Here is a 24182-nt window from a genome sequence, read left to right as displayed (position 1 = left end):
TCGAGCAGCTCGTAGGGCACGCCGGACTGCTCCAGCACGGCGATGTCCTTGGCGGCGTTGTCCAGTTGCGCCTGGGTGCGGAACAGCTGGGTGGTGCCCAGGGTCCGGCCTTCGTAGGCGATGCCGGTCTCGGCGCGCAGCTCGTCGAGGCAGTCGCGGCTGTACTCGGACAGGCGCACCATGCGCTCCTTGTTCACCGCATAACGGCTGGCGGTGCAATTGCGCAGCATCTGCGCCATCCACAGGTACTGATCGACATCGCCGGTCAGCTTGATCGCCAGCGGTGAATGACGCTCCAGCAGCCATTTGATGGCCTTGAGCGGCACGCCCGGCGCCGCCCAGGGCGACGCATAACCCGGCGAAACCTGCCCGGCATTGGCGAAGCTGGTTTCCATGGCGACGGCCGGCTGGCGATCGACCACGGTCACTTCCATACCTTGCCGGGCCAGATAATAGGCACTGACGGTGCCGATCACACCACTACCGAGTACCAGAACGCGCATGTGTGTCGCCCTCATCGCGGAAATCCGCTGACGTAAGATGTTAGGTCCGAAGATGTGGGCAGTATAAAAAGGTCGAGCCAGTGCTTTTCACTGTATGCAAGGCTATATTTGGCGAGAATTCTCGGCCATTGACGCTTTAACGGAGGGGCATCGCCTGTGCGTACCCAGCACCAGAGCAAACGCGAACTCGACAAGATCGACCGCAATATCCTGCGCATCCTGCAGGCTGACGGGCGCATGTCGTTCACCGAACTGGGCGAGAAGGTCGGCCTGTCTACCACACCCTGCACCGAACGGGTCCGCCGTCTGGAGCGCGAAGGCATCATCATGGGCTATTACGCCCGGCTCAATCCGCAGCATTTGCGCGGAAGCCTGCTGGTGTTCGTCGAGATCAGCCTGGACTACAAGTCGGGCGACACCTTCGAGGAATTTCGCCGCGCGGTGCTCAAACTGCCTCATGTGCTGGAGTGCCATCTGGTGTCGGGTGATTTCGACTATCTGGTCAAGGCACGCATTTCCGAGATGGCGTCCTACCGCAAACTGCTGGGCGACATCCTCTTGAAACTGCCCCATGTGCGCGAATCCAAGAGTTACATCGTCATGGAAGAAGTGAAGGAGAGCTTGAACCTGCCGGTGCCGGACTGATCCAGACGCTTCAGACCAGCACCTGGCGAGTGCTGGCGATCAGCTTGTGCACCTGATGCTCCACGGCGGGGTCGATCATCTCCACCGGACGCCGTCCATTGGGGCATGGCAGCGTCGGCGTGGTCCCGAACAGCCGGCAGATCAGCGGGCGCTCTTCATACACCGTGCAACCCTGTGGCCCCAGGTGCACGCAGTCGAACCGGGCCAGCGCGGCCTCCTGTTCGGCAGCCGTCTTGCGCGGCAGGCGCGCCATTTCCTCGGATGAGGTGGTCACCGGGCCGCAGCAGTCATGGCATCCCGGCACGCATTCGAACGAAGGGATCTGCTCGCGCAGGAAACGAAGCTTGTGGCTGTTGCAGCTCATGACGGTCACCGCGTGGACGAGGCGCCATTGTGCCGCGCGGTTGCCGCCATGGGAAACCCCGGCTTATGCTGCGTCGAATTTTCCGTACACCCCTTTCAAACCATTGCTACCAGGACCACTCACATGAACGCTCGCGCCGAGCACGCCGCCTCGTACTACGCCGCCAGTCTGCATCGGCAGCCGGTATACCCGCCCTTGCAGGGCGAGATCAGCGTCGATGTGTGCGTGGTAGGCGGTGGCTTCTCCGGGCTGAACACCGCGATCGAACTGGCGCAGCGGGGGTTCAGCGTGGCCCTGCTCGAAGCCCACCAGATTGGCTGGGGTGCCAGCGGGCGCAACGGTGGGCAACTGATTCGCGGCGTCGGCCACGATCTGGAACAGTTTCGCAAGATCATCGGCGACGACGGTGTGCGCGACCTGACCTTGATGGGGTTGGAAGCGGTCGAGATCGTCCGCCAGCGGGTCGACCGCCATGGTATCGAATGCGACCTGACCTGGGGCTACTGCGACCTGGCCAACAAACCAGCTCAGTTGCGGGGTTTCGTCGAAGACGCAGAGGCCCTGCGCAGCCTTGGCTACGCTCACGAGCTGCAAATCGTCGAGGCGCAGGACATGCACAGCGTGGTCGGCTCGGATCGCTACCACGGCGGTCTGGTCGACATGGGCTCCGGCCACCTGCATCCGTTGAACCTGGCCCTGGGTGAGGCCGAAGTGGCCCGGCAATTGGGTGTGCAGGTCTTCGAGCACTCACGGGTGACGCGTATCGAATATGGCCCGCAAGTGCGCGTGCACACCGCTCAAGGCCAGGTGCGGGCACGCTTCCTGGTGCTGGGCTGCAACGCCTACCTGAACGACCTCAACCCGCAGCTGAGCGGCAAGGTGCTGCCGGCCGGCAGCTACATCATCGCCACCGAGCCTCTGGATGCCGAACAGGCACGGCAGCTGCTGCCCCGCAACATGGCGGTGTGCGACCAGCGGGTGACGGTGGACTACTATCGACTGTCCGCCGATCGGCGCCTGCTGTTCGGCGGCGCCTGTCACTACTCGGGGCGCGATCCCAAGGACATCGCCGAATACATGCGGCCCAAGATGCTCGATGTGTTCCCGCAACTGGCCAATGTGCGCATCGACTATCAATGGGGCGGCATGATCGGCATCGGCGCCAACCGTCTGCCGCAGATCGGCAGGCTCAAGGAGCAGCCCAACGTGTTCTATGCCCAGGCCTATTCCGGGCACGGGCTGAACGTCACTCACCTGGCGGGCAAACTGCTCGGCGAAGCCATCAGTGGCCAGGCCAGCCGCGGCTTCGACCTGTTCGCCAAAGTGCCGCACATGACCTTTCCCGGCGGCCGCTACCTGCGCTCGCCCCTGCTCGCGCTGGGCATGCTCTGGCACCGGTTCAAGGAGCTGGGCTAGGCCGCTCCGCTACGAACGCCAGAACGGCTTCAGGCCTTCGCGGCGGGCCTGCTGCGCATCCAGGCCAATATCGCGCAACTGATCCTCGTCCAGTTCGAGCAGGGCCGGACGCGTGCGCAAGTGATGCAGCATCAGCGCCCAACGCCCCAGGCCTGCTGGTGCGCACGGCGTGCGTGTGCGCAGCTTCGGCTCTTCCAGCAATTCTTCGGTGCGCAGCAGCAGACGTACATCGCTCAAGCCGTTCATGGCCTTTCTCCTTGAAGTGTTTGGACAGCAAGGCCATGGTGCCGCAGCTGACACCGCCTAATACAGATTCAAAAAGCGTTTATGTTTTTAATACAGAAGGCTGACCTGAACGTCTGAATGCTGTATTTTCCACGCATCTGTATGGTCATCAGCTCGAGCACATCCATGACGCTGTACATGAACCTCGCCCAGCTGCTCAGCCAGCGCATCGAACAAGGCCTCTACCGCCCTGGCGATCGCCTGCCGTCAGTGCGCGCCCTGAGCATCGAGCACGGCGTCAGCCTGAGCACCGTGCAGCAAGCCTATCGCCAGCTCGAAGACCACGGCTTGGCCGCGCCCCGGCCCAAATCCGGCTATTTCGTGCCCACCGCCCGCGAACTGCCGGCACTGCCCGCCGTGGGCCGCCCCATGCAGCGTCCCGTGGACATCTCGCAGTGGGACCAAGTCGTCGAACTGATGCGTGCCGCGCCGCGCGATGACGTGGTGCAACTGGGCCGTGGCATGCCCGACGTCAGCAGCCCGACCCTGCGGCCCTTGCTGCGCGAGCTGGCCCGCCTAAGTCGGCACCAGGCGATGCCGGGCCTGTACTACGACTCGCTGTATGGTACCCAGGCCCTGCGGGAGCAGATCGCCCGGCTATTGGTGGATGCCGGCTGCCGATTGGGCATTGGTGAACTGGTCGTCACCACCGGCTGCCATGAAGCGCTGTCGGCCAGCATCCGCGCCATCTGCGAGCCCGGCGATATCGTCGCCGTGGACTCCCCCAGCTTCTTCGGCGCCATGCAGACCCTCAAGGGCCTGGGCATGAAGGCCCTGGAAATCCCGACCGATCCGCTCACCGGCATCAGCCTGCAAGCGCTGGAATTGGCCCTGGAGCAATGGCCGATCAAGGCCATACAGTTGACGCCCAATTGCAACAACCCACTGGGCTACGTGATGCCCGAAGCTCGCAAGCGTGCCTTGCTGACGCTCGCGCAACGCTTCGACGTGGCCATCATCGAGGACGATGTGTATGGCGACCTGGCCTTCAGCTATCCCCGTCCGCGCACCATCAAGTCGTTCGACGAAGACGGTCGCGTGCTGTTGTGCAGTTCGTTCTCCAAGACCCTGGCCCCCGGCCTGCGCATCGGCTTCGTCGCCCCCGGCCGCTACCTGGAGCGGGTGCTGCACATGAAGTACATCGGCACCGGGTCGACCTCGACGCAGCCGCAGCTGGCGATCGCCGAGTTCATCAAGGGTGGTCATTACGAACCGCACCTGCGCCGCATGCGCACCCAGTACCAGCGCAGCCGCGACCTGATGATTGACTGGGTCACCCGCTACTTTCCCGTCGGTACCCGCTGCAGCCGTCCCCAGGGTGGCTTCATGCTGTGGGTCGAACTGCCCGAGGGCTTCGATACCCTCAAGCTCAACCGCCTGCTGCTCGACCAGGGCGTACAGATCGCCGTGGGCAGTATCTTTTCGGCGTCGGGCAAGTACCGTAACTGCCTGCGCATGAACTTCGCCAGCAAGCCTTCGCCCGACATCGAGGCCGCCGTACGTACCGTGGGTACCTGCGCTCGGCAGCTGCTTGCGGATAATCCGCACTCCGATGCCGACCTTTGAGCCCATGCCAAGGTCGAACGGCACGCCCGCCCTCCCTGCAAGGATGATCGCTTTGCCCTGCCCCAGGCTGTTACCGCTGCTGTTGACCCTGATCCTCGCCCTGCAAGGCTGTGCCAGCGTGAATGCGCCGCGTGAATACAGCGAAATGCTCCCGGCCGAACAATCGGCCTTCGGCAGGTCGGTGCAGGCCCAGGTGCAGGCCCATCATGGCCAGTCGGGCTTCCGACTGCTGTCGAGCAGTGACGAGGCCTTTCGCGCACGTGCCGAGCTGATCCGCAATGCCCAGGTCAGCCTCGACCTGCAGTACTACATTGTCCACGACGGTTTCAGCACCCGCGCCCTGGTCGACGAACTGCTCAAGGCCGCCGACCGCGGCGTGCGCGTACGCATCCTGCTGGACGACACCACCAGTGATGGCCTGGACAAGACCATCGCCACCCTCGCCGCGCATCACAACATCCAGATCCGCCTGTTCAACCCCACCCACCTGGGTCGCTCGACCGGCGCCACGCGCGCGGTGGGCCGCCTGCTGCAACTGTCTCGGCAGCACCGGCGCATGCACAACAAGCTGTGGCTGGCCGACAACAGCGTGGCTATCGTCGGCGGACGCAATCTGGGCGACGAATACTTCGACGCCGAGCCGGACATGAACTTCACAGACATCGACCTGCTCGGCTTCGGGCCGGTCGCCCAGCAACTGGGCTACAGCTTCGATCAGTACTGGAACAGTGCACTGAGCCAGCCGATTGCCAATTTTCTGTTGACGGTGCCGACGGCCAAACACCTGGCCGCGTCGCGGGTGCGCCTGGAAAAGTCCCTGACCACCTCGCGAAGCCAGCATCACGCCCTCTATGAACGCTTGATGACCTACCAGAGCGCGCCACAGCTGGACGTCTGGCGGCGCCAGTTGATCTGGGCCTGGGGTCAGGCACTGTGGGATGCACCCACCAAGGTGCTGGCCCGAGGCGAGCCCGACCCGCACCTGCTGCTGACCACGCAGCTCGCTCCGGAGCTGACCCAGGTCAAGCATGAACTGATGCTGATCTCCGCCTACTTCGTGCCGGGCAAAGCTGGCCGCGACTATCTCACTGGACGCGCCAATGCCGGTGTCGACGTCAGCCTGCTGACCAATTCCCTGGAAGCGACCGACGTACCTGCGGTACACGGCGGCTACGTGCCCTACCGCAAGAACTTGCTCGAGCACGGAGTGAAGCTGTTCGAGCTGCGTCGCCAGCCGGGTGACGATGCGGGTGGCACATTGAGCTTCAGTGGCAGTTCCGATTCCAGCTTGCACAGCAAGGCGATGATCTTCGACGAGCGCAAGTCCTTCATCGGCTCGTTCAATTTCGACCCGCGTTCGGTGCTGTGGAACACCGAGGTCGGCGTGCTGGTGGACAGCCCGGAACTGGCGGCGCAGATGCGCCACCTGGCCCGTGAGGGCATGTCGCCTGCACGCAGCTACCAGGTGCGCCTGGAAAATGGCCAGGTGGTGTGGGACACCGAGGACCACCAGCAGATGCACACCCTGTACCGAGAACCGGGTGACTGGTGGCGGCGGCTGAATGCGTGGGCCAGTGAAGTGATCGGGCTGGAGAAGATGCTTTGATCGACCCAGCCTGACCGGCAGTGGCTCAGAGCTTGATCCAGGTGGCCTTCAGTTCGGTGTATTTGTCGAACGCATGCAGCGACTTGTCACGACCATTGCCCGACTGCTTGAACCCACCGAACGGCGCAGTCATGTCGCCACCGTCGTACTGGTTGACCCACACGCTGCCGGCGCGCAGCGCCTTGGCCGTCAGGTGCGCCTTGGAGATGTCCGCGGTCCATACCGCTGCGGCCAGGCCGTAGGCGCTGTCATTGGCGATGCTGACCGCCTCTTCGGCAGTGTCGAAGGTAAGCACCGACAGCACCGGCCCGAAAATCTCCTCCTGGGCGATCTTCATGGCATTGGTCACGCCATCGAAAATGGTCGGTTCGACGTAAGTGCCGCCCGTTTCCTCAAGGATGCGCTTGCCACCCACCAGCAAGGTGGCACCGCCTTCCTGACCGGCGCTGATGTAGGACAGCACCGTGTTCATCTGCTGGGTGTCCACCAAAGCACCGACATTGGTCGCCGGGTCCAAAGGGTTGCCTGGCTTCCAGGCCTTGAGTGCCTCGACCACCATGGGCAGGAAGCGCTNNTGACCGAACGCTCCACCAGCAGGCGCGAGCCAGCCGTGCAGACTTCGCCCTGATTGAAGGCAATGGCGCTGGCTGCCGAATCGGCCGCCGCCTGCAGATCAGGTGCATCGGCGAACACGATGTTGGGGCTCTTGCCGCCCGCCTCCAGCCAGACGCGCTTCATGTTCGACTCGCCCGCGTAGATCATCAGTTGCTTGGCGATCCTGGTGGAACCGGTGAAGACCACGGTGTCCACGTCCATGTGCAGAGCCAGTGCCTTGCCGACCGTGTGGCCATGGCCCGGCAGCACATTGAGCACGCCCTTGGGAATGCCCGCCTCGATCGCCAACTGTGCGATGCGGATGGCGGTCAATGGGGATTTCTCCGACGGCTTGAGGATCACCGAGTTGCCCGTGGCCAGGGCCGGCCCCAGCTTCCAGCAGGCCATCATCAGAGGGAAATTCCACGGCACCACTGCGGCCACCACGCCGACGGCTTCACGCGTGACCAGCCCCAATTGGTTGTGCGGGGTCGGAGCGACCTCGTCGTAGACCTTGTCGATGGCTTCGCCGCTCCAGGCCAGGGCATTGGCCGAACCGGGTACGTCGATGTTCAGCGAATCACTGATCGGCTTGCCCATGTCCAGCGTTTCCAGAAGCGCCAGCTCCTCGGCATGCTCGCGCAACAACCCGGCGAAACGAATCAGGGTGGCCTTGCGCTTGGCCGGCGCGGCCTTGGCCCAGACGCCTTCGTTGAACGTGGCGCGGGCATTCTCGACCGCGCGCTGGGCGTCGTCAGCGTCGCAGCTGGCCACCTGGGCCAGCAGTCTACCGTCGACGGGGCTTACGCATTCGAAGGTCTGGCCCGACACGGCGTCGGTGTATTCGCCGTTGATGAACGCGCGCCCTTCGATCTTCAGCTGTTGGGCACGTTGTTCCCAGTCAGCGCGAGTCAGAGTGGTCATACGGATCTCCTGTGATTGAATGCAAAGCCCGGCCGTGCAAGGCTGAGCGGGGTGACATCGAACCACCCTAAACCACCGGTGCGACGCTTTTCAATATATTTGACACCCAGCGCACACAGGCCCACGGATGTGCGTTTTATCCAACAAGCGAGGGGTTTCCTGCATGAACATCACCAGCATCGTCGACTTCGCCCAACACAGCGTCACCCCGGAACGCTACCGCCCGGCGCCTGAAAAAATCCTCGGCGGCGACCCCGAACAGACACTGTTCAACCACTACCAGAGCCCCTGCGGACAGATGAACGCGGGGGTCTGGGAAGGCCAGGTGGGGCAATGGACGGTCAACTACACCGAGCACGAATATTGCGAAATCGTGCAGGGCGTTTCCGTGCTGCGTGACGACCAGGGCAACGGCAAGACATTGCGCGCCGGCGACCGCTTCGTGATCCCTGCAGGCTTCACTGGCACCTGGGAAGTGCTGGAGGCGTGCCGCAAGATCTACGTGGTGTTCGAATCCAAATAAGCACCGCGCCCCATGCCTAGATCCAGGAGCTACAACCGTTGATGACACGACGTTATTTCGCTATCGGCTCCGCCCTGCTGGCTACCGGTGCGGCTTTCTATCGTTTCGCCCAGGCTGACGAAAAACGCCCCACGACCGGCGGCAACTACACGCCCCAGGTGCATTACGCACCGCCCACAGGCTTCATGAACGACCCCAATGGCCTGGTGTTTTTCGACGGCGAATATCACCTTTACTATCAACACAACCCGTCGGCGGCGACGATGGGCAACGTGCACTGGGGACACGCTGTCAGCCCTGATCTTCTCAATTGGCAGACCTTGCCCACCGCCTTGTTCAACACCCCGGCCGGTCAGGCGTTCAGCGGCAGCGCGGTGGTTGACCAGCACAACCTGAGCGGACTGTTCCAGGCACAACCAGACGCCGGGGAACAAGCGGGCGGCATCGTCGCCATCTATACGCGCGCTTCGGCAACCCTGCAGACCCAGGAAATCGCCGCCAGCAGCGACCGCGGGCGCAGCTTTGTCGAGTACGCTCACAACCCGGTGCTGGACATCGGTTCCAGCCAGTTCCGCGACCCCAAGGTCTTCTGGCACGCGCCGGAACAGTGCTGGATCATGGTGGTGGTCGAGGCACGCTCGCATCGGGTGCTGTTCTACGGCTCGGTCGATCTGAAATCCTGGGACAAGCGCGGTGAATTCGCAGACAGCGGCCTGCTGGGCATCGACTACGAGTGCCCGGATCTGATCCGTGTACCCGTCGAAAACGGCGGCGAGCGTTGGGTCCTGATCCTTTCGATCAACCCCGGCGGCCCCCTGGGCGGCAGTGCGGTGCAGTATTTCATCGGCGACTTCGACGGCCGGCAGTTCACCGCCGAGGACCGCGTCACGCGGCTGATGGACTTCGGCAAGGACTTCTACGCCTTTCAAAGCTTCTCCAACCACTCTGGAGCACCGGTGGGCCTGGCCTGGCTCAGCAACTGGCAGTACGCCAACGAGGTGCCTGCCTCACCGTCCAGAGGCATGATGACACTGCCGCGGACCCTGGGATTGCGGCGCGTGGGCAAGGACTGGCGGCTGGTGCAGCAGTTCGTCGACCTCGCTCCCTTGGCGGGCAAGGTCCTGATCGACGACACCCGGCCATGGGGCAGCGCAACGCTGGCCACTGCCGCGTTGCCCGCTGGCGAGGCGATCGAGGTGCGTCTGGAAGTTGAATTGCAGCCAGGTGCCTTGGTGACGGTCCGTCTGTCCAATCAGGCTGGAGAAACCCTTGAGGCCGGATTCGACGCGGGCCCTTTCGGCGGCTTGTTCATCGACCGACACGGTGCGTCAGGCTTTGAGCAGCGCTATTTCGTCGACCGGTTTTCGTATGCCTTCCAACCTGATACCCGCACCATGGACATGCACCTGGTGATCGATCGTTCCTGCCTGGAGTTGCTCGGTGCCGCAGGCAGCGCGGCAGGGACTGCGCTGTACTACACGAAATCGCCATTGGAGCGCATCAGCGTTGTTGCACAAGGAGGAAACGCTCGCCTGAGCAAGGTTTTCGTCACCACCCTGAACCCCATCACCAACGCCCAAGCCCAGCATCGCTAGATCGAAAGCCTGGGCCTGCGCAAAACCGGGCACAAAAAAAGGCCCGCATCTTTCGATGCGGGCCTTTTTCTGGTCGCCAAAACCAATTACTTGATTTTGCCTTCCTTGTACATCACGTGCTTGCGAACAACCGGATCAAATTTCTTGATCTCGATCTTGTCCGGGGTAGTACGCTTGTTCTTGTCGGTAGTGTAGAAGTGACCAGTACCGGCGCTCGAGATCAAACGAATCAATTCACGCATGATAAAGCTCCCTTAGATCTTGCCAGCTTTGCGAATTTCGGCCAGCACGACAGTGATGCCGCGCTTGTCGATGATACGCATGCCCTTGGCGGATACGCGCAGGCGAACAAAACGTTTCTCTTCTTCAACCCAGAAGCGGTGATGCTGCAGGTTCGGCAGGAAACGACGACGGGTTTTGTTGTTTGCGTGGGAAATGTTATTCCCAGTCACCGGACCCTTACCGGTAACTTGACAGACTCTCGACATGCCTCAGCCCTCTAAAACCACATGCCCAACCCGGCATGGGTTGGCCGCTTATCTTTCAGTCATTTGGCGCACGGCGCCGCGTTTCTTCAGGGTCTTACCCGCCTCACCGTGAAGGCAGAGGAACAGGGCCCTAGAAAAGAGCGCTGCTTTATACCAGAAAGCCTGCGGTGCAACAACTCCAGATGCACAATCGATGTGCCGCGCTGCGCGGGCATCGGCCCATGTACAGCGCTGGCGGGCGTGCAGCGGCATGACCACTCGTCGCGCAGAAAAACGATTTAGGGATAGTCAACGCCGCTCGACATCTCTAGGGTAGGACTTTTCTCCAGACTGCATAGGCAGATGGGCCCTCGACACGCCAAGGAACACACCATGCGTCTTGCGACTTTGCCGTTCTTGCTTGCTCCCCTGTTTGCCTCCGCACTGGTGCATGCCGCACCGCTGACGGTCTGTACCGAAGCCAGCCCCGAGGGCTTCGACGTGGTGCAGTACAACTCGCTGACCACCACCAACGCGTCAGCCGACGTGTTGATGAACCGCCTGGTAGAGTTCGACGCCAAGGCCGGCAAGGTCATTCCCAGCCTGGCGGACAGCTGGACCGTGTCGGCCGATGGCCTGACCTACACGTTCAAGCTGCACCCAGGGGTCAAATTCCACGACACCGCCTACTTCAAGCCAGACCGCGAGCTGAACGCGCAGGACGTGCTGTTCAGTTTCCAACGCATGCTCGACCCGGCCAACCCCTGGCACAAAGTGGCGCAAAGCGGCTTTCCGCACGCCCAGTCGATGCAACTGCCCGGCCTGATCAAGAAAATCGAGGCGCCTGATCCTCTGACCGTACGGTTCACCCTGGATCATCCCGATGCAACGTTCCTGGCGACCCTGAGCATGGGCTTCGCCTCGATCTATTCGGCGCAATACGCCGATCAATTGATGAAAGCCGGCACTCCGGAAAAACTCAACAGCCAGCCGATCGGCAGCGGGCCCTTCGTATTCGTGCGCTTCGAAAAAGACGCCGTGGTGCGCTACAAGGCCAACCCGGACTACTTTGCCGGCAAGCCTGCCGTCGACCCTTTGCTGTTCGCCATCACCCCGGACGCCAACGTGCGCCTGCAGAAGCTGCGCCGCAACGAGTGCCAGCTGACCCTGTCGCCCAAGCCCCTGGACATCGCTGCGGCCGCCGACGACAAGAGCCTGAAAGTGATCAAGACCGAGGCTTTCATGACCGCGTTCGTGGCCATCAACAGCCAGCACCCGCCTTTGGACAAGCCTGAAGTGCGCCAGGCCATCAACCTGGCCTTCGACAAGGACAGCTACCTCAAGGCCGTCTTCGAAGGCACTGCCGAGGCTGCCAACGGCCCCTACCCGCCCAATACCTGGAGCTATGCACGGGACTTGCCCGGCTACAAGCAGGATGCGGCCAAGGCGCGCGAGTTGCTCGCCAAGGCGGGCTTGAAGGACGGCTTCAACACCACGATCTGGACCCGCCCTTCGGGCAGCCTGCTCAACCCCAATCCCAGCCTGGGCGCGCAGCTGTTGCAGGCCGACCTGGCCAAGGTCGGCATCAAGGCCGAGATCCGCGTGATCGAATGGGGCGAGTTGATTCGCCGTGCCAAGGCCGGCGAGCATGACCTGCTGTTCATGGGCTGGGCCGGCGACAACGGCGATCCGGACAACTTCCTCACCCCGCAGTTTTCCTGCGCAGCCGTGCAGTCGGGCACCAACTTCGCACGCTATTGCGACAAGGGCCTGGACAAGCTGATCAGCGATGGCAAGGCAGTGACCGATCAGGCCCAGCGCAGCAAGCTGTACCAGCAGGCCCAGGCTCTGATCCAGAAGCAGGCGCTGTGGCTGCCGCTGGCCCACCCCACCGCAGCCGTGCTGGCGCGCGAAGGGGTCGAGGGCTACACCGTCAGCCCGTTCGGTCGGCAGGATTTCTCCAGGGTGTCAGTGGAGAAATAGGCTGCCACTACCGGCCTCTTCGCGGGTAGAACCCGCTCCCACAGTGGATTTTCGTATCACCACAGATCCCTGTAGGAGCGGCCGGTGCATGCACAGCCTAATCTCGCCCCTTACATCCACCCATGCTCGACCATCGACAACGGCTCGCCTTCGCCGATGATGATGTGGTCGAGCACCCGCACATCCACCAGCGCCAACGACTCCTTGAGGCGCTGGGTCAGCGAGCGATCGGCCTGGCTCGGGGTCGGGTTTCCGGAAGGGTGATTGTGCGCCAGGATCAGCGCTGCCGCATTCGTGGCAATGGCCCGTTTGACTACCTCACGCGGATACACCGCCGCGCTGTCGATGGTGCCGCGAAACAGTACTTCGAAACCCAGCGGCTGATGCTTGGTGTCCAGAAACAGGCAGCCGAACACTTCCTGGCGCTCATGGCGCAGCTTGGCCTTGAGGTAATGGCGCACCGACGATGGATCTTCCATGGCCGGCCCACGGTTCAGCCGCTCGGCCATGTAGCGGCGGTTCATCTCGATGGAGGCCTGCAACTGGGCGTACTTGGCAGGGCCCATGCCGAAGTGCTGGCTGAAGGTTTTCTGGTCGGCTTCGAGCAAGGCGCGCAGACCGCCGAAGCGGATCAGCAGGTTGCGTGCAACGTCCACGGCGCTGTGTCCAGCCACGCCGGTGCGCAGGAATATCGCCAACAACTCGCCATCGGAAAGACTGCCCGGACCATGCGCCAGCAGGCGCTCTCGCGGACGCTCGGCCTCGGGCCAATCGCGAATACTCATCCCCACTCCCTGTCTGTGTGCCTCGCTGTTCCATAGCGAGCGCTGTGCTATCTTAGCGCAACTTTTTGCACGGCGACCCGGCCCCGGAAGGCGGTTTCACCGTGGTGTTATTACCAGATATAAAGGCAGGCCTATGCAGCGGCTGTATCGAAAACGCATCATTCTGGGCGTCGGCGGCGGCATTGCCGCCTACAAGAGCGCCGAGCTGGTACGTAGGCTTCTGGAGCAGGGCGCCGAAGTGCGCGTGGTAATGACCAAGGGCGGCAGCGAGTTCATCACGCCTCTGACCCTGCAGGCGCTGTCCGGCCACCCGGTGCATCTGGACCTGCTCGACCCGGCGGCCGAAGCTGCCATGGGCCACATCGATCTGGCCAAATGGGCCGACCTGGTCCTCATCGCCCCGGCCACCGCCGACCTGATGGCACGCCTGGCCCAGGGCCTGGCCAACGACCTGCTGACCACCCTGGTACTGGCCACCGACGCCACCGTGGCCATCGCCCCGGCCATGAACCAGGCCATGTGGCGCGACCCGGCCACACAGGACAACCTGCACCTGCTGCGCAGCCGCGGCCTCAAGGTCTTCGGCCCGGCCGCTGGCAGCCAGGCCTGCGGCGACATCGGCCTGGGCCGCATGCTTGAAGCCACCGAACTGGCGCTGTGCGCGGCCGAATGTTTCGAGCATCTGGCACTGACCGGCAAGCACGTGTTGATCACTGCCGGGCCGACCCAGGAAAACATCGACCCGGTGCGCTACATCACCAACCACAGCTCCGGCAAGATGGGCTTTGCCCTGGCCGAAGCGGCCGTCGAGGCCGGCGCCCGCGTTACCTTGATCTGCGGCCCGGTGCACTTGCCCACGCCCGACCGCGTCACCCGCATCGACGTGGTCAGCGCGCGCGACATGCTCGCCGCCTGCGAGGCTGGCATGCCCTGCGACGTGTTCATCGCGTCCGCCGCCGTGGCCGACTATCGTCCCGAAGTGGTGGCTGCGCAGAAGCTCAAGAAAGACCCCAGCAGTGGTGACGGCCTGCTTTTGCAGATGGTGCGCAATCCGGACATCCTGGCAACCATCGCCGGTCGCGCCGATCGCCCATTCAGCGTCGGCTTCGCCGCCGAGACCGAGCACCTGCTCGACTACGCCGCGCGCAAGCTCAAGGACAAGAACCTGGACTTGATCGTGGCCAACGACGTCGCCAACCCCAGCATCGGTTTCAACAGTGAAGAAAACGCCTGCAGCGTGATCGACCGCCAGTTGCAGACCACTGCTTTCGCTCAGACCAGCAAGGGCAAGATCGCCCGCCAGCTGGTTTCCTTCATCGCCAAGCGCCTCGACCAGGTTTAACGACAGCCATGCACGCCCTACAAGCCAAGATCCTTGACCCACGTCTGGGCCGGGACTTCCCGCTGCCACACTACGCCACACCCGGCTCCGCAGGCCTGGACCTGCGCGCCATGCTGCAGCAAGACACCCTGCTGGCACCTGGACAGACCCTGCTGATCCCTACCGGCCTTTCGATCTATATCGGTGATCCGGGCCTGGCAGCGATGATCCTCCCGCGCTCGGGCCTGGGCCACAAGCACGGTATCGTGCTCGGCAACCTGGTCGGCCTGATCGACTCCGATTACCAGGGCGAACTGATGGTCTCGTGCTGGAACCGTGGCGACAGCGAGTTCACCCTGACGGTGGGCGAGCGTATCGCTCAACTGGTGCTGGTTCCTGTGGTGCAGGCTCACTTCGAACTGGTCGAAAGCTTCGACGAAAGCCAGCGCGGGACCGGCGGTTTCGGTCACTCCGGCACCCAGTAAACGGCCATGCAGACCCGGCGGCCGTGGCGATGCCCGTCCGCTTCAAAGCGTTCAATGCGGAGATGACAGGTGAAAGGATTTCCTCGCAATGCCAAGACGGCCGAGCACGGCCAGGCTTCGAACGCGCGGAGCACCGCCGGTAACCAGGCACTGCTGATCGCCGTCGTTGGCGTGCTCGTTGCCTTGCTGCTGATCTGGTTTCTGGTCGTCGCGCCGCTCGCCGGCCGTGCCTTCCAGAACGCCGAGGCGACCGCCGCCGCGCCTTTCACCGCAGGTCTGGACACCGTGATCGCGCGCCAAGCCGGCGTAACGGCTACCTTGGCTCACTCACCGGCACTGACGGCTGCGCTGGCCAGCCAGGACCCTTCGCTCATCGCTCAAGCCGTTGGCGCCGTGCCCTTGATCGATGGCCTGCAGGGCGTGCGCCTGAATCTGCCGGGGCAAACCAAGGTCGATCAGCAGGGTGCTGCGCCGATCAATTTTGCCGTACTGGATATGATCAGCCGCGCCGAACGCGGTACTGCCACTGCGCCCGAGGCCTACAAGGTCAACGGGCGCTGGTGGATCTATAACGTCGCCACCGTCCAGCAAAGCTCGACATCCCCAGTGCTGGGTACGCTGGTACTGGCCTTCGAGATGCAGCCCCTGACTCAGGCCCTGGCACTGCCCGACGCCGAATTCGGCCAACTGCGCCTGCAGCAGAGCGTGCTGGGCAGCCCGCCGCAAGTGCTGGTCGAACAAGGCAGCAATGCGTCGGCCATGCGCTACCCGTATCCGACCGCCAACCCCAACTGGCGCCTGGAATTCAGTCCCGGGCCGCTGTTCCAGCCACCGTTTGCCTGGAGTGCACTGGGCCTGATGATGCTTGCCGCGGCGATCGCCATCGGCTGCGCCGCGCTGGCGGTACGTCTGGCCCAACGCCAACTGTATGCACGCATCGAGGCCGACGCGCGGCAGCTAGAGCAGTTGCTCGAGGAGTTGTCCGGCGGCAAGGCGGTCAAGGCGTTCGGCCTGAGCCTGGCGCCCCTCAACGGCCTGGCACAGGGTCTGGCGCGCCTGTCCCTGCGCGAGGGCGCCGCGCGTCCGGCCGACAGCAGCACGGCCGCGCCTGCGCCCGTGCCGGTCGTGGACGACTGGACCAATCCGATCTTCCAGGACATCGACATGCTCGAGCTCGACGCCACCGACCCTGTCGTCGAAGCGAGCGACATGCCGCCGGCGCTGCCCCACGGCATCTTTCGCGCCTATGACATTCGCGGCATCGTCGGCAGCACCTTGAATGCCGACACCGCCTATTGGGTGGGACGTGCCGTCGGCGCGCAAAGCCTGGCCATGGGCGAGGCCAACGTCAACGTCGGCCGCGACGGGCGCCTGTCCGGCCCCGAGCTGGTGCAGCCATTGATCCAGGGTCTGGTCGACGCCGGTTGTCACGTCAGCGACGTGGGCCTGGTGCCGACACCTGCGCTGTACTACGCCAACCACGTGCTCAGCGGCCGCTCCGGTGTGATGCTGACCGGCAGCCACAACCCGCCGGACTACAACGGCTTCAAGGTGGTGATCGCCGGCGACACGCTGGCCAACGAACAGATCCTGGCCCTGCACCAGCGCCTGCTGCACAACGACCTCAGCCAAGGCCAGGGCAGCGTCGAGAAGGTCGAGATCCTGGAGCGCTATGTGGCGCAGATCCGCGATGACATCGTTCTCACCCGCCGACTCAAGGTCGTGGTCGACTGCGGCAGCGGCGCCGGTGCCGTGGTGGCGCCGCAGTTGATAGAGACTCTGGGATGCGAAGTCATCCCGTTGTTCTGCGAGGTCGACGGGCATTTCCCCCATCATCATCCGGACCCGAGCAAGGCCGCCAACCTGCAGGCGTTGATCGCCAAGGTCAGCGAAACGGGCGCCGACCTGGGCCTGGCCTTCGATGGCGACGCGGACCGTGTGGGCGTAGTCACCAACACCGGCCGCATCATCCATCCCGATCGCCTGCTGATGCTGTTCGCGCGCGACGTGCTGTCGCGCAATCCCGGCGCCGACGTGATCTACGACGTCAAATGCACGCGTCGCCTGGGCCCGCTGATCAAGGAACACGGCGGCCGCCCGGTGATGTGGAAGACCGGGCATTCCCTGATCAAGAAAGAAATGAAGCGCACCGGCGCGCTGGTGGCCGGGGAAATGAGCGGGCACATCTTCTTCAAGGAACGCTGGTTCGGCTTCGACGACGGCATCTACAGCGCTGCGCGACTGCTGGAAATCCTCAGCCGCGAACACCTCAGTGCCGAAGACGTCTTCGCCGCATTCGCCGACGACGTGTCGACGCCCGAGCTGAACATTGCGGTGACCGAAGACAGCAAATTCGGCATCATCGACGCCCTGCACCACGGCGCTCAGTGGGGGGATGCCCAGCTCACCCTCATCGACGGCGTGCGCGTGGACTACCCTAGAGGCTGGGGCCTGGTCCGCGCCTCCAACACCACCCCCGTGCTGGTGACGCGTTTCGAGGCAGAAGACGCCGAGGAACTCGAACGAATCCAGGGCGTCTTCCGTACCCAGTTGTTGAAAGTCGCACCCGATCTGCACCTACCGTTCTGACCACTTGTTTCACTGGAGCCCCGCATGACCCTCGAACGTGATGCCGCCACCAACGTCGCCAAGGTATTGTCCGAAGCGCTGCCCTATATCCGCCGCTTCGTCGGCAAGACCCTGGTGATCAAGTACGGCGGCAACGCGATGGAGAGCGAGGAGCTCAAGACCGGTTTCGCCCGCGATATCGTGCTGATGAAGGCTGTCGGCATCAACCCGGTGGTGGTGCACGGCGGCGGGCCGCAGATCGGCGACCTGCTCAAGCGCCTGTCCATCGAGAGCCATTTCGTCGACGGCATGCGCGTCACTGACGCCCAGACCATGGACGTCGTGGAGATGGTGCTCGGTGGCCAGGTGAACAAGGACATCGTCAACCTGATCAATCGCCACGGCGGCAGCGCCATCGGCCTGACCGGCAAGGACGCCGAGCTGATCCGCGCACGCAAGCTGACGGTGACCCGTCAGACCCCTGAAATGACCAAGCCGGAGATCATCGACATCGGCCACGTCGGGGAAGTCAGCGGGGTCAATACCGATCTGTTGAACATGCTGGTCAATGGTGACTTCATCCCGGTGATCGCGCCCATTGGCGTGGGTCCGGATGGCGAGTCCTACAACATCAACGCCGACCTGGTGGCGGGCAAGGTGGCCGAGGCGCTCAAGGCCGAGAAGCTGATGCTGCTGACCAACATTGCGGGCTTGATGGACAAGGAAGGCAACGTGCTGACCGGCCTGACCACCGAGCAGGTATCCGGCCTGATCGCCGACGGCACCATCTACGGTGGCATGCTGCCCAAGATCCGTTGCGCGCTGGAAGCGGTCCAGGGTGGCGTGACCACCTCGCACATCATCGACGGCCGCGTCCCCAATGCCGTGCTTCTGGAAATCTTCACCGACAGCGGTGTCGGCACCCTGATCAGCAACAAGAAGATCGGTTGACCTGACCGCGCGCGGTGCATCAGAAGTACCGCGCCGACCGCCGACGCGATTACAGTTGGGATTCGAGAAGCTTGACCAACTGGGTTCGCTGCTGGGCGAACCCGGCGTCCGCTTCGCTGCGTGTCTGCTGCAGTTTGGCGATTCGCGCTTGGGCGTCGATGATCTGAGCCTGCACGTCACGCAACTGGTCGAGCATCGATGTCGACACTTCCTGACCCGCCCGCTCCTGCGCCGCCGCCTGCCCCTGCAGCGTGGTCTGCTGACCCTGCAAGGTCTGCACGTTCGCCGTGGCCACGGCAATCAGGGCATCGATCTCAGCCCTGCGACGAGCACTGGCCTTGTCCAGCTCTTCCAGCGATGGATAACGATCGAGCAACTGCGCATCGGCCTGCGACTGCACTTGGGCTTGTTGCTTGAGGCGTGTTTCTTCGGCCGTCGGCGCAGGCGGCACGGTCTGTACCACCCGACCGCTCTGGTTGAGCACCTGATAGCCCTTGCCCACGTACTCCGGCGGTACGCCCTGGCGATCCAGCACCGTCACGCCGCGGCTATCGACATAGCGATAGAGCAGCATGACCGGTGCCTGCGCGGCCACGGCCAAGACCGGGAGCAGGCCGAACGCTGCGACCACCACCGCCCGCCATCGCACGTGACTAGATACCGTACTGCGCACGATAGGCTTCGACCGCCGGCAGATGCTGCTTGAGCTGCGCGTCGTCGGCGAGGAATTCCAGCACTTGATTCAGCGAAACAATGCTGACCACGGGCACGCCGAAGTCACGTTCCACTTCCTGAATGGCCGACAGCTCGCCATTGCCACGCTCCTGGCGATTGAGGGCAATCATTACCCCTGCCGCGGTCGCGTTCTGCTGCTGGATGATCTGCATGACTTCACGGATGGCCGTACCGGCAGTGATCACGTCGTCGATGATCAGCACGTTGCCGGCCAGGGGCGAACCGACCAGGCTGCCACCTTCGCCATGCGCCTTGGCTTCCTTGCGATTGAAGCACCAGGGCACGTCCAGCTGATGCCTTTCGGCCAGTTGCACCGAAGTGGCAGCGGCCAGGGGAATACCCTTGTAGGCGGGCCCGAACAGGACGTCGAAAGCGATGCCGCTGTCGACGATGGCTGCGGCATAATAGCGCGCCAGTTCGGCCAGCGCGGCACCGGTGTTGAACAGGCCGGCATTGAAGAAATAGGGACTGGTACGCCCTGATTTCAGGGTGAATTCGCCGAAACGCAGAACGCCTCGATCAATTGCAAAACGAATGAAGTCGCGCTGATAGGCCTGCATCGAAAAAGTCCCGGATACCACGGATTTAGCTAATTAGGTAGAGCTCGGGTATCATACACGCACAAGATTTTTGGGGCCATGTATGCGGATCATCAGTGTGAACGTCAATGGTATTCAGGCGGCAGTCGAGCGCGGGTTGCTCAGTTGGCTGCAGGCCCAGAATGCCGACGTCATCTGCTTGCAGGACACCCGTGCTTCCGCCTTTGAACTGGATGACGCCGCCTTCCAACTGGACGGCTACTTCCTTTATGCGTGCGATGCAGAAGTTCCAGCCCAGGGCGGTGTGGCGCTGTACTCGCGGTTGCAACCCAAGGCGGTCATCAGTGGGCTGGGCTTCGAGACAGCCGACCGCTACGGGCGTTATCTGCAGGCAGATTTCGATAAACTCAGTATTGCCACCTTGCTGCTGCCTTCGGGCATGAACGGCGATGAAGACCTGAACCAGAAGTTCAAGCTCATGGACGACTTCGGCAAGTACCTGGACAAGCAACGGCGCAAGCGTCGCGAATACATCTACTGTGGTTCGCTGTATGTTGCACAGCAGAAACTCGACATCAAGAACTGGCGCGACAGTCAGCAGTCGCCCGGCTTCCTGGCGCCCGAGCGGGCCTGGATGGACGAAATCGTCGGCAACATGGGCTATGTCGATGCGTTGCGCGAAGTCAGTCGCGAAGGCGACCAGTACAGCTGGTGGCCCGACAACGAACAGGCCGAGATGCTCAACCTGGGCTGGCGCTTCGACTACCAGCTGCTGACCCCAGGCCTGCGACGCTTCGTGCGCAGTGCGCGCCTGCCGCGCCAGCCCCGCTTTTCCCAGCACGCGCCACTCATCGTGGACTACGACTGGACCCTGACGATCTGATCGCCAGGCACAAAAAAGCCGACCTTGCGAGGTCGGCTTTTTTGTGGGCTTCTTGCAGAGCTTGGACACTGTGGGAGCGGTGAATCAGACAGACCGCATGCACCGCCGACGCGGCTCGCGCCGTTACAAAGGCAGCGCAATCTTTGTGGGAGCGGGCTCTGCCCGCTCCCACACAGAGCCTGCCTTCACAGAAAGCCAACCCTATGGCCAGCCTTATAGGAGGCTAGCCTTAATAGGAGGCCAGCCTTATGTAGAGCCCGCATCCACAAAGGGCTTTCGTCACTCGGCCAAGGCAGCTTTCTGCAGGGCGAAGATCTCTTCCATGCCCTGCTGGGCCAGTGCCAGCATGGCGTTGAGGTCGGCCGGCTGGAACGGCGCGCCTTCGGCGGTGCCCTGCACTTCGATGAAGCCACCGGTGCTGGTCATCACCACGTTGAGGTCGGTCTCGGCAGCGGAGTCTTCCAGATAGTCGAGGTCCAGGACCGGTTCGCCCTGGTACATGCCCACCGACACGGCAGCAATCATCTGCTTGAGCGGATCGCCGCCCTTCAGGCCGCCGCGCTTCTTGACCATCTTCAAGGCATCGACCAACGCCACCATGGCACCGGTGATGGACGCGGTCCGCGTGCCACCGTCGGCCTGGATGACATCGCAGTCGACGTACAGCGTGATGTCGCCCAGCTTGCTCATGTCCAGCGCCGCACGCAGCGAGCGGCCGATCAGGCGCTGGATTTCCAGAGTACGGCCGCCTTGCTTGCCACGGCTGGCTTCACGCTGGTTACGGTCGCCGGTGGCGCGCGGCAGCATGCCGNNCCCTGCCCCTTGAGGAAGCGCGGCACGCCGTTTTCGACGCTGACGGTGCAGATCACCTTGGTGTCGCCGAACTCTACCAAGACAGACCCTTCGGCGTGCTTGGTGTAGTTGCGAGTGATGCGGATCGAGCGGAGCTGATCGGCGGCGCGACCACTTGGACGTTTCATCGGGATACCTGTACTGGACTCAAATCTGGCGGGCATTATAGGGCGTCCGACCATGAATTGCCCGTCCCGCCCCCGCAGATCGCGCCAGCATTGGGAGCCGGCGCCAGGTTGCGCTACAATCCCGCGCCTCGATTCATCGTCCATCGTCTGCGAGGTTTCTCCCCCATGGTGCACAGCATGACCGCCTTCGCGCGTTGCGAACGAGCCGCGGCCCAAGGCACCCTGAGCTGGGAGCTGCGTTCGGTCAACCATCGCTATCTGGAACCGCATCTGCGCCTGCCCGAGGCCCTGCGCGACCTCGAAGGTTCGGTGCGCGAAGCTCTGCGCCAAGGCCTGTCGCGCGGCAAGGTCGAATGCACCCTGCGCTACACCGAGGACACCAGCGGCCAGCCCTTGCAGGTCGATCGCGAACGCGCCACGCAATTGATTGCCGCCGCCGAGACCGTTGCCGCCCTGATCAAGCAGCCTGCTGCGCTCAACCCACTGGAAGTGCTGGCCTGGCCCGGCGTGCTGGTGGCCGACGCCAGCGATCCCCAGGCCCTGAGCACGGCGGCCAACGAGTTGTTCGCACAGGCATTGGCCGAGCTCAAGGCCGGCCGCGTACGCGAAGGCGCCGAACTGGCCCGGCTGATCAATGACCGGCTCGATGCCATGAGCAGCGAGGTCGCCACCTTGCGCAGCCTGGTGCCGCAGATGCTCAGCGCGCAACGGCAGAAGATCCTCGACCGCTGCGCCGACTTGCAGGCCGAGCTCGACCCGCAGCGACTGGAGCAGGAAATGGTCCTGCTGGCACAGAAAAGCGACGTGGCCGAAGAACTTGATCGCCTGACCACCCACGTCACCGAAGTGCGGCGCGTGCTCAAGGCCGGCGGCGCCGCCGGCCGACGCCTGGATTTCCTCATGCAGGAACTCAACCGCGAAGCCAACACCCTGGGCTCCAAAGCCTTCGACCCACGCAGTACGCAGGCTGCCGTCAACCTCAAGGTGTTGATCGAGCAGATGCGTGAACAAGTGCAGAACATTGAGTAAGGCCACCCTTTCATGACCCACAGCACCGGCACCCTTTACATCGTTTCGGCTCCCTCGGGCGCGGGCAAGACCAGCCTGGTCAAGGCCCTGNNCACACCACCCGCGCCATGCGTCCGGGCGAGGTCTGTGGCGTGAACTATCATTTCGTCGACCGCGAAACCTTCATCGACATGATCGGCCACGGCGACTTCCTGGAGCAGGCCGAAGTGTTCGGCAACCTCTATGGCACGTCCCAGAGCCACCTGCAGCAGACCCTCGACGAAGGTCACGACCTGATTCTGGAAATCGACTGGCAGGGTGCCGAGCAAGTGCGTCGGCTGATGCCCTCGGCACGCTCGATCTTCATCCTGCCGCCGTCGCAACTGGCGCTGCGCCAGCGTCTGACCAACCGCGGTACCGACAGCGACGAGATCATCGAGAAGCGCATGCGCGAAGCGGTCAGCGAGATGAGCCACTATGTCGAATACGACTACCTGATCATCAACGACGACTTTGCCTCGGCCCTGGAAGACCTCAAAGCGGTGTTTCGCGCCAACCGCCTGCAGCAGCAGGCACAGCAGCAAAAGCACGGCGCTTTGCTGGCCGAACTGCTCGCCTGAAAACAAAGCTTCCCTAAACGCTGGTGATTTTTTAAACTATCGAGTCCGCTCGCCCATCCGGGCCGCGCGCATAATCGCATTTGCTACGAGGAAGACCATGGCCCGCGTAACCGTTGAAGACTGCCTAGAACACGTGGATAACCGTTTCGAGCTGGTCATGCTCTCCACCAAACGCGCTCGCCAGCTGGCGACCGGCGGCAAAGAGCCGAAAGTGGCGTGGGAAAATGACAAGCCTACCGTGGTAGCCCTGCGTGAAATCGCCGAAGGCCTGATCGACTATGCTGCTATCGCTGAAGCTGAAATCGTTGAAGACGAACCCCTCTTCGCAGCGTTCGAAGACGAGGCCAACGAGGCCGTCTAAGTCCATGCCTGGTCGACGCTGTACGGCGCGAGGTTCTATCCCACATCGGCAGGAGGTCTCCCCTTGCCGAGCATAGACGCCCTCGCCGATCGCTTGTCGACCTACCTCGGCAAGGAGCAGGTCAACCTGGTCCGCCGAGCGTACTTCTACGCCGAACAAGCCCACGACGGCCAACGCCGTCGCAGCGGCGAAGCCTACGTCACGCACCCGCTGGCGGTGGCAGGCATTCTCGCCGACATGCACATGGACCATCAGAGCCTGATGGCGGCCATGCTGCACGACGTGATCGAAGACACCGGTATCGCCAAGGAAGCACTCAGTGCCCAGTTCGGCGAAACCGTGGCCGATCTGGTCGACGGGGTCAGCAAGCTGACCCAGATGAACTTCGAGACCAAGGCCGAGGCTCAGGCGGAAAACTTCCAGAAGATGGCCATGGCCATGGCCCGGGACATCCGCGTGATCCTGGTCAAGCTCG

Annotated in this window: 22 protein-coding genes and 4 pseudogenes; 16 read left to right on the top strand and 10 right to left on the bottom strand. The window is 63.1% G+C overall.

Annotation, left to right across the window (positions count from 1 at the left end):
• Positions 1-503 (bottom strand): annotated as a pseudogene (dadA, locus tag B2V21_RS09470) (D-amino acid dehydrogenase); the annotation flags it as partial.
• A gap of 156 nt (positions 504-659) precedes the next feature.
• Here dadA and B2V21_RS09465 point away from each other — a divergent pair.
• Positions 660-1148, top strand: coding sequence for an Lrp/AsnC ligand binding domain-containing protein (locus tag B2V21_RS09465; protein WP_043192202.1), 489 nt, complete (start codon positions 660-662; stop codon positions 1146-1148).
• A gap of 10 nt (positions 1149-1158) precedes the next feature.
• On the opposite strand, the gene B2V21_RS09460 is transcribed toward B2V21_RS09465, so the two are convergent.
• A complete protein-coding gene (locus tag B2V21_RS09460; protein ID WP_049860352.1) occupies positions 1159-1512 on the bottom strand; it encodes a YkgJ family cysteine cluster protein in 354 nt (117 codons plus the stop codon).
• Positions 1513-1635: 123 nt separating this feature from the next.
• Between B2V21_RS09460 and B2V21_RS09455 the strand changes: the two genes are divergently transcribed.
• Positions 1636-2928, top strand: coding sequence for an NAD(P)/FAD-dependent oxidoreductase (locus tag B2V21_RS09455; RefSeq protein WP_286916699.1), 1293 nt, complete (start codon positions 1636-1638; stop codon positions 2926-2928).
• Between the two features lie 9 nt (positions 2929-2937).
• On the opposite strand, the gene B2V21_RS09450 is transcribed toward B2V21_RS09455, so the two are convergent.
• Positions 2938-3174: a DUF1127 domain-containing protein gene (locus tag B2V21_RS09450; protein ID WP_049860354.1), complete on the bottom strand. Its 237-nt coding sequence runs from the start codon at positions 3172-3174 to the stop codon at positions 2938-2940.
• A 165-nt stretch (positions 3175-3339) separates the two neighbouring features.
• On the opposite strand from B2V21_RS09450, the gene B2V21_RS09445 reads away from it, so the two are divergent.
• Together B2V21_RS09445 and B2V21_RS09440 are read left to right on the top strand one after the other, a co-directional pair.
• A complete protein-coding gene (locus B2V21_RS09445; RefSeq protein ID WP_122743122.1) occupies positions 3340-4779 on the top strand; it encodes a PLP-dependent aminotransferase family protein in 1440 nt (479 codons plus the stop codon).
• A 52-nt stretch (positions 4780-4831) separates the two neighbouring features.
• Entirely contained in the window at positions 4832-6385 is a 1554-nt protein-coding gene (locus B2V21_RS09440) for a phospholipase D family protein (protein WP_414708381.1), read from the top strand.
• Between the two features lie 25 nt (positions 6386-6410).
• Here the strand turns inward: B2V21_RS09440 and B2V21_RS09435 are convergent.
• Positions 6411-7903 (bottom strand): annotated as a pseudogene (locus B2V21_RS09435) (aldehyde dehydrogenase).
• Positions 7904-8066: 163 nt separating this feature from the next.
• On the opposite strand from B2V21_RS09435, the gene B2V21_RS09430 reads away from it, so the two are divergent.
• Positions 8067-8426: a cupin domain-containing protein gene (locus B2V21_RS09430; protein ID WP_049860357.1), complete on the top strand. Its 360-nt coding sequence runs from the start codon at positions 8067-8069 to the stop codon at positions 8424-8426.
• Positions 8427-8467: 41 nt separating this feature from the next.
• Positions 8468-10021, top strand: coding sequence for a glycoside hydrolase family 32 protein (locus B2V21_RS09425; RefSeq protein ID WP_286916697.1), 1554 nt, complete (start codon positions 8468-8470; stop codon positions 10019-10021).
• An 86-nt stretch (positions 10022-10107) separates the two neighbouring features.
• On the opposite strand, the gene rpmG is transcribed toward B2V21_RS09425, so the two are convergent.
• Both rpmG and rpmB read right to left on the bottom strand, forming a co-directional pair.
• The gene (gene rpmG / locus B2V21_RS09420; protein ID WP_022960960.1) at positions 10108-10263 is read right to left on the bottom strand and encodes a 50S ribosomal protein L33; all 156 of its coding nucleotides are present in this window, start codon (positions 10261-10263) and stop codon (positions 10108-10110) included.
• A gap of 12 nt (positions 10264-10275) precedes the next feature.
• Entirely contained in the window at positions 10276-10509 is a 234-nt protein-coding gene (rpmB, locus tag B2V21_RS09415) for a 50S ribosomal protein L28 (RefSeq protein WP_007894701.1), read from the bottom strand.
• 372 nt (positions 10510-10881) lie between these two features.
• Between rpmB and B2V21_RS09410 the strand changes: the two genes are divergently transcribed.
• Positions 10882-12471, top strand: coding sequence for an ABC transporter substrate-binding protein (locus B2V21_RS09410; protein WP_282348954.1), 1590 nt, complete (start codon positions 10882-10884; stop codon positions 12469-12471).
• 110 nt (positions 12472-12581) lie between these two features.
• Here the strand turns inward: B2V21_RS09410 and radC are convergent, their stop codons facing one another.
• Positions 12582-13256, bottom strand: coding sequence for a RadC family protein (radC, locus tag B2V21_RS09405; RefSeq protein ID WP_049860360.1), 675 nt, complete (start codon positions 13254-13256; stop codon positions 12582-12584).
• 133 nt (positions 13257-13389) lie between these two features.
• Here radC and coaBC point away from each other — a divergent pair, with 133 nt between their 5' ends.
• The 4 genes from coaBC (at position 13390) to argB (ending at position 18581) form a co-directional block, all read left to right on the top strand.
• Positions 13390-14598, top strand: a complete 1209-nt coding sequence (gene coaBC, locus B2V21_RS09400) for a bifunctional phosphopantothenoylcysteine decarboxylase/phosphopantothenate--cysteine ligase CoaBC (protein WP_049860361.1) — start codon at positions 13390-13392, stop codon at positions 14596-14598.
• Positions 14599-14606: 8 nt separating this feature from the next.
• Positions 14607-15062, top strand: coding sequence for a dUTP diphosphatase (gene dut, locus B2V21_RS09395; RefSeq protein ID WP_090361481.1), 456 nt, complete (start codon positions 14607-14609; stop codon positions 15060-15062).
• Positions 15063-16271: 1209 nt separating this feature from the next.
• Positions 16272-17651 carry a phosphomannomutase/phosphoglucomutase gene (locus tag B2V21_RS09390; protein ID WP_286916700.1) on the top strand — a complete coding sequence of 460 codons (1380 nt, stop codon included), beginning with the start codon at positions 16272-16274 and terminating at the stop codon, positions 17649-17651.
• A gap of 24 nt (positions 17652-17675) precedes the next feature.
• Positions 17676-18581 (top strand): acetylglutamate kinase, encoded by a 906-nt coding sequence (gene argB, locus B2V21_RS09385; RefSeq protein ID WP_049860364.1) that lies wholly within the window; start codon positions 17676-17678, stop codon positions 18579-18581.
• A 49-nt stretch (positions 18582-18630) separates the two neighbouring features.
• Here the strand turns inward: argB and B2V21_RS09380 are convergent, their stop codons facing one another.
• On the bottom strand, positions 18631-19155 hold the full coding sequence (locus tag B2V21_RS09380) for a DUF4124 domain-containing protein (protein ID WP_376787071.1): 525 nt from the start codon (positions 19153-19155) through the stop codon (positions 18631-18633).
• 79 nt (positions 19156-19234) lie between these two features.
• The gene (gene pyrE / locus B2V21_RS09375) at positions 19235-19876 is read right to left on the bottom strand and encodes an orotate phosphoribosyltransferase (RefSeq protein ID WP_049860366.1); all 642 of its coding nucleotides are present in this window, start codon (positions 19874-19876) and stop codon (positions 19235-19237) included.
• A gap of 82 nt (positions 19877-19958) precedes the next feature.
• Here pyrE and B2V21_RS09370 point away from each other — a divergent pair, with 82 nt between their 5' ends.
• Positions 19959-20738: an exodeoxyribonuclease III gene (locus B2V21_RS09370; protein WP_043192186.1), complete on the top strand. Its 780-nt coding sequence runs from the start codon at positions 19959-19961 to the stop codon at positions 20736-20738.
• Positions 20739-21017: 279 nt separating this feature from the next.
• Here B2V21_RS09370 and rph read toward each other — a convergent pair.
• Positions 21018-21718 (bottom strand): annotated as a pseudogene (gene rph, locus B2V21_RS09365) (ribonuclease PH).
• Between the two features lie 165 nt (positions 21719-21883).
• Here rph and B2V21_RS09360 point away from each other — a divergent pair.
• From B2V21_RS09360 to B2V21_RS09345, 4 genes and pseudogenes are all read left to right on the top strand, one after another.
• The gene (locus B2V21_RS09360) at positions 21884-22747 is read left to right on the top strand and encodes a YicC/YloC family endoribonuclease (RefSeq protein WP_049860368.1); all 864 of its coding nucleotides are present in this window, start codon (positions 21884-21886) and stop codon (positions 22745-22747) included.
• 12 nt (positions 22748-22759) lie between these two features.
• Positions 22760-23346: pseudogene (gene gmk, locus B2V21_RS09355) on the top strand (guanylate kinase).
• Positions 23347-23443: 97 nt separating this feature from the next.
• The gene (gene rpoZ, locus B2V21_RS09350) at positions 23444-23707 is read left to right on the top strand and encodes a DNA-directed RNA polymerase subunit omega (protein ID WP_043192179.1); all 264 of its coding nucleotides are present in this window, start codon (positions 23444-23446) and stop codon (positions 23705-23707) included.
• A gap of 63 nt (positions 23708-23770) precedes the next feature.
• The coding region (locus B2V21_RS09345; protein WP_414708380.1) for an HD domain-containing protein at positions 23771-24182 on the top strand (412 nt) is incomplete at its 3' end.

The sequence above is a fragment of the Pseudomonas sp. UBA6276 genome, from assembly GCF_002438365.1.
GTDB lineage: Bacteria > Pseudomonadota > Gammaproteobacteria > Pseudomonadales > Pseudomonadaceae > Aquipseudomonas > Aquipseudomonas coleopterorum.
This window is presented reverse-complemented; position numbering and strand designations above follow the sequence as displayed.